At 46.3% G+C, this 6,299-nt stretch carries 3 protein-coding genes; 2 read left to right on the top strand and 1 reads right to left on the bottom strand.

The window, feature by feature from the left end; genetic code table 11:
- Window positions 1–1,591: polysaccharide biosynthesis/export family protein (locus ACOJS8_RS04785; protein ID WP_420147392.1), on the bottom strand; the 1,591-nt coding region annotated here is incomplete at its 3' end.
- 250 nt (window positions 1,592–1,841) lie between these two features.
- Between ACOJS8_RS04785 and ACOJS8_RS04780 the strand changes: the two genes are divergently transcribed.
- Together ACOJS8_RS04780 and ACOJS8_RS04775 are read left to right on the top strand one after the other, a co-directional pair.
- Window positions 1,842–3,743: a DNA topoisomerase IV subunit B gene (locus ACOJS8_RS04780; protein WP_420147391.1), complete on the top strand. Its 1,902-nt coding sequence runs from the start codon at window positions 1,842–1,844 to the stop codon at window positions 3,741–3,743.
- A 298-nt stretch (window positions 3,744–4,041) separates the two neighbouring features.
- On the top strand, window positions 4,042–6,299 hold a 2,258-nt coding region (locus ACOJS8_RS04775; protein WP_420147390.1), incomplete at its 3' end, for a SusC/RagA family TonB-linked outer membrane protein.

The raw sequence follows: 6,299 nt of genomic DNA, 5'->3' as shown, positions 1-6,299 counted from the left end.
TAATGATCTGATCCTCGCGTTGAAGAGGCACGTCGGGCTCGGTTCCAGCCAGGATACCTTCCAGATTTACTGATAATTGCTCAATCGCAAGATCTTCCCGTGTCCGCACAATGTTTACCCGGCCTGTGAAGGCATCCCCTTTCAGACCTTCGGCAGACGTAATCAGCTTTTTGAGAGTTTTGTTATTATCCAGTGAATATTCACCAGGTCGATAAACGGCGCCCTCAATAGTGATTTTATTCTCGAAACGATCAAGAATCGCTTCGACCGTAACCAGATCGCCATCCTGCATAACGAAGCTCTTGAACTCAGGAGCCGTTACGTCGATAACTTTAAGTTCACGATCCGTTACCCGTCTTACCTTCAACCGATTTTTGTAAGCGTTAGCCGCAAAATCCCCTGCATAAAACAAAAGTTTGTCAAGCGTTTCGCCGGGTAGCATCTCGAAGATGTTGTTTCGCTTAACAGTGCCTATAATTTCGACCCGCTGGAGAAAGGTGGTAAAACGAATGTTGTCGTTATCCTGCAAGCGTAAGTCATTCCGTTGGATACCGTTCAACAAATAATCGTACAGATCAAGCGTAGCGACGATGCGGTTGTTGCGGATAAGCTGCACTTTGCGGTATGAACCAATATCATTAGGGCCGCCCGCCTGATAAATGGCGTTCATAGCCGTTGATAACGACGACATTGTGTACGTTCCCGGACGAAATGCTTCGCCTGTTACGGTTACGCGGATGCTGCGAATTTCGCCTAGTGAAAGTTCCAGATACGTATTTTTTGGCCCGTACGATGAGTTCCGCAGACCAGCAAATTTAGCCGCCATTCTGCTTTCCAGCCGAGCTTTTGCCTGTTCAATCGATAATCCTGACAACTGTACAGGGCCAATTCCTGTACCACCGGCAATATAAACGAACCCCTCCGGAGAAACTTTCTGTGTAAAGTTCGCTTCGGTATAGCCAAATAGCTGAATATTCAGTTCATCACCGGGACCGATAATGTAATTACGGGGCGTTGCTACGTTAACGTTCGGCTGAAACGTTTTTTCCATGTTCGGATCATTGAACAGGATGTAGCCAAATACTTTTCGGCGCCCTTCTTCCTTAGCCCGTTCTTCATCGGTTAACGTAGTAGTTTCTGCTGGTTGCTGATTCGGATCGGTGGGCTGGTTGGCCTCGTTCGCTGGATTCAGGTTGTTGTTGGTAGTTGCCGGATTGTTCGCGTTGGCAGGATTTGACTGTCCAGAAAGCTGCGAATTCCCCCGGCCGGAGTTACCATTTTGCTGAGTACTGGTCTGACCCGTACGCTGCTGGATCTGTTGTTGTACGTTGGCCGGAAGGTTGTTTGTATTAACACCTTGTGGTAAGGCTGTGCCTCGGCCGGGTGCGGTTGTCCCTGTCCCCGTTGCCCCGGCCCCTGTAGTACTCGTTGCTCCTGAACTAGGGGCTTGTATGACTTGTGCCTGTGCTACCGACCCTAGCACAGACAGTAACAAAATGGCGATACGTAGGCTAAACTGTCTTTGAAGAAAAGTTTTAAGAAAAAGAATATTTTTTAGCGATAAGATGTGAATATTTGCCAGATTTTGCATATTTTTAAGATGTTGAACGGGTCGGGCCAGGATGAAGATCAAGTTCTGTATCTAACGATCGATTGGCCTATATAGTACACAGTACAGTTCAGTTGGCAAAGTAAGTGAACTTTTGCTGGATTTTAAATAGTTTTTTGATCTACCGGAACTTTTCAGGCACTACCGGGTCAAGGTATAATTTTTCTAATGTTTATTTAAGCGGATTTCTAGTGACACGCCCCGCTTTTAATCTAGTTGTTTGCAATCCAATATGGTAGAATCACCTAATCAGTCTGTTCAGTATAACGAAGATAGCATTCGCTCCCTTGATTGGCGTGAGCATATCCGTCTGCGCCCTGGTATGTACATTGGCAAACTTGGCGACGGTTCGGCGGCCGATGACGGAATTTATGTTTTAATTAAAGAAACCATCGACAACTGTATCGACGAACACGTAATGGGCTTTGGTAAGACCATTGATGTTCGGGTGAGCGACCATCGCGTAGAAGTACGTGACTTTGGGCGTGGTATCCCACTTGGGAAAGTGGCTGAAGTTGTTTCGAAGATAAACACAGGCGGTAAGTACGATTCAGGCGCTTTTCAGAAATCCGTCGGTCTAAATGGAGTTGGTACTAAAGCCGTTAACGCACTGGCTACGTATTTTCGTGTACAATCTTTCCGGGATGGACGTACCGTCTGGGCTGAATTCGAACGGGGTATCCTTAAGAATCAGGGAGAAGATGCAACCAACGAACGTAACGGTACATTGATCTGCTTTGAGCCCGACGATACTATTTTTAAGCACTTTCATTTCATTCCCCAGTTTTTGGAGAACATGATCTGGAACTACTGTTACCTGAACGCGGGACTGACCATTGTTTTTAACAAGCAGAAATATCTGTCGCAAAACGGTTTGCTTGACCTGCTGCGGGACAAGACCAAAAAAGATGAAGATTCACTACGTTATCCAATTATCCATTTAAAAGGTAACGACCTTGAGATTGCGCTGACTCACGGAAACCAGTACGGCGAAGAATACTATTCGTTCGTGAATGGACAGTACACAACCCAGGGTGGAACTCATCTTGCCGCGTTACGTGAGGCCATTGTGAAAACGGTACGTGAACACTTCGGCAAAGACTACGACCCTGCCGATATTCGGGGATCAATTATTGCCGCCATAAGCATACGGGTACAGGAACCGGTTTTTGAGTCGCAAACCAAAACAAAACTAGGTTCTGTCAACATGGCGCCCGATTCGGATAGCCAGACGGTACGTTCCTTTGTGCTCGATTTCGTAAAAGCCCAGTTGGATAACTTTCTGCACATGAACGCTTCCGTACGAGATGCATTGAAAAAACGTATAGAGCAGTCCGAACGAGAACGTAAAGAATTAGCCGGTATCAAAAAACTGGCCAACGACCGCGCTAAAAAGGCAAGTCTGCACAACAAAAAACTACGTGACTGCCGTAATCACCTGACCGATTTAAAAGCGGAAGATCGTTATCAATCGACCTTGTTCATTACGGAAGGAGATTCCGCCAGTGGATCGATTACCAAATCACGTAATGTACAATTGCAGGCCGTATTCAGTCTGCGCGGAAAACCTCTCAACTGCTTTGGTTTAACCAAAAAAGTGGTTTACGAAAATGAAGAGTTTAATCTGCTGCAACACGCTCTGGACATTGAAGAGGGTCTGGAGGGGCTACGTTACAATCGTATCGTTATTGCTACGGACGCTGACGTCGATGGAATGCACATCCGGCTGTTGATGTTAACGTTTTTTCTCCAATTTTTCCCGGATCTGGTCCGAAACGGCCACTTGTATATTCTGGAAACCCCTCTGTTCCGGATACGAAATCCCAAGAATCATAAAGAAACGACGTACTGCTATTCGGATGAGGAAAAACAGGCGGCTATCAATAAATTGATGAAGGGAGGAAAAAAAGTGGAGATTACCCGTTTCAAAGGTCTGGGCGAGATCTCACCGGATGAATTTGGTCTGTTTATCGGCGAGAACATGCGTCTGGAGCCGGTTATTATTGAGAAGGAAACGTCGATTGCCAAGCTGCTTAGTTATTACATGGGCAAAAATACGCCTGACCGCCAACGGTTTATCATTGATAATTTTCGAATTGAAAAAGACGTGGAAGAAGCTGCGTTGGTTGTCTAGATAGAACGTAGTGTCATATAAACTAAAAATGCTCATTGGATTCCAATGAGCATTTTTAGTTTATACACCCGCTGACGGATAGTAGCCTGATGGTTTTGCAGACGTCAGTATTATGCTACTGACAGGCCATCTTTCAGAATAAGATAAATTACATATTTTTCTATAATTCTTATATATAAAGTATTTTAGATTATAATTAATTAATTAGTCAAAATAATATATTGCATTTATTGATGATTGACATATTTTTGTGGCTTGAATTAAAAATAGGTTAAAGCATTTTTACAAAAAGCACTTCATGAGACAACTTTTATTCGGCAGTTGGTTACTAGCCGTTTTCTTCTGCTTTCCAGTACTGGCGCAGGACGTTACTGTAAGTGGTCGCATTACTACTTCTGAAGATGGGGCCGGATTACCGGGTGTGAGTGTGCAACTGAAAGGAACAACACGCGGTACAACCAGTGATGCTGAGGGAAACTATCGACTAAGCGCCCCTGCAAACGGGCAATTAGTATTCAGTTTTATTGGGTTTGCAACCCAGGAGATTACTATCGGAAATCGGTCAACTATTTCGGTTAGTCTGGTGCCTGATGCCTCTAATCTCGACGAAGTAATTGTAACGACCTTCGGTACAGCTAAACGGGCGTCGTTTACGGGTTCGGCGGGAACGCTGACGCCCACTCAAATACAAAACCGTCCGGTAAATAATCTGGCGCAGGCGCTTTCCGGAGCTGTATCGGGTGTTCAGACAACGGCGGGAACCGGCCAGCCCGGTGCCGCCCCTAATATTCGTATTCGCGGATTTGGATCGTATTCGTCGGGCAACGAACCGCTTTACGTAGTAGATGGTATTCCGTACTCTGGAAATATCTCAAATATCAGCCCGAATGATATTGAAAGCATCTCGGTCCTAAAAGATGCCGCTTCAACGGCTTTATACGGCTCCAGAGCTGCTAATGGGGTAGTTGTTGTTACGACAAAGAAAGGGCAGAAAGACCGGAGTTCGATCAACGTACGTTATACGAAAGGGCTAAGCACGCGCGGTTTACCGGAGTACGATCGGGTAGGGGTAGGCGAGTACTATCCGCTAATGTGGGAAATGTACCGCAACAACGTAGCGTACCGGGCTTCAAACCCGCTGCCTCTGGCCACCGCGAATGCCGACGCTACCAGATTATTGGGCAGCCTGGTTGGGTACAACGTATATAACGTACCGGCAAACCAACTGGTCGATACAAATGGACAGATGAATCCGAATGCTACGCTCCTGTATTCACCTGATGATCTGAATTGGGAGAAACCGTTGATGCGGCAAGGAAATCGGGATGAACTGAACGTAAGCTTTGCCGGGGGACAAAATAAGTCGGATTATTTTCTATCGCTGTCCTACTTAAATGATAAAGGGTACCTGATCCGTTCTGATTTTAGCCGCTTCACGGGCCGTCTCAACGTGAATTCCCAGATGAAACCATGGTTACGAGTGGGTGGAAATTTATCGACGACGATCTCGAAATCGAATCAGGCTGATGCTGGTGGCACTACAGGGGGCACATCTTTCGTTAACCCGTTCTTCTTTTCCCGCAACATTGGCCCCATCTATCCTGTATATGCCTACGACCCAAATAATCCCGGCCAGTTCCTAACCTTGGCAAATGGTAACAGACGCTGGGATTACGGTAATCTGACGGCTTTAGGGCTACCCGCCCGCCCTCAGTATGGTGGTCGCCATGCCATTGCGGAAACGTTATTGAATCAGAACAACTTCCGCCGAAACGTACTGAGCGCCCGAGGGTATGCAGAATTTTCGTTCCTGAAGGACTTTAAATTTACGACCAATATCGGTACTGATCTCACCAGTATCAATACGTCTACGTTCTGGAACCCTGAAATTGGTGATGGAGCCCCAGCCGGTCGTGCAACACACGAGTTTCAGAATATTAACAGCTATAACCTCAACCAGCTGTTGACCTATAATAAATCGTTCGGAAAGCACAATTTCGATGTCTTGCTTGGACACGAAAACTTCCAGGTTGGCGACAACAATCTGGAAGGGGCCCGTACGCAGCAAATTGTAGAGGGTAACTATGAACTGGTTAATTTCACTACGACGACAAACCTGGCTTCGGTTGCGTTTATGCGTCGGGTGGAAGGCTATTTTTCGCGGATCAATTACGATTACGATCAGAAATATTTTCTTTCGGCTTCTGCCCGGCGCGACGGCTCCAGTAAATTCTATCAGGAATCTCGCTGGGGTACCTTTTATTCAGTTAGTGGCGCCTGGCGTTTAGATCAGGAAGACTTCCTGCGCTCTGTTCCATCCATTAACGCATTGAAATTGAGAGCATCCTATGGCCAGACGGGGAATGACGGAGGGGGCAATACAGGACAGGACGCGCAGGATAATACAATCAGCTATTACGCCTGGCAACCACTCTACGGCTTAGGATCATGGAACAATGCGTCAGAAGCGGGTATTCTACAAACAAGCCTGGGAAATCCAAACCTGGCTTGGGAATCGAACAATGCTTTCGACGTAGCACTTGAGTTCAGCCTGTT

It is taken from the genome of Spirosoma sp., from assembly GCF_048594605.1.
Classification (GTDB): domain Bacteria; phylum Bacteroidota; class Bacteroidia; order Cytophagales; family Spirosomataceae; genus Spirosoma.
This window is presented reverse-complemented; position numbering and strand designations above follow the sequence as displayed.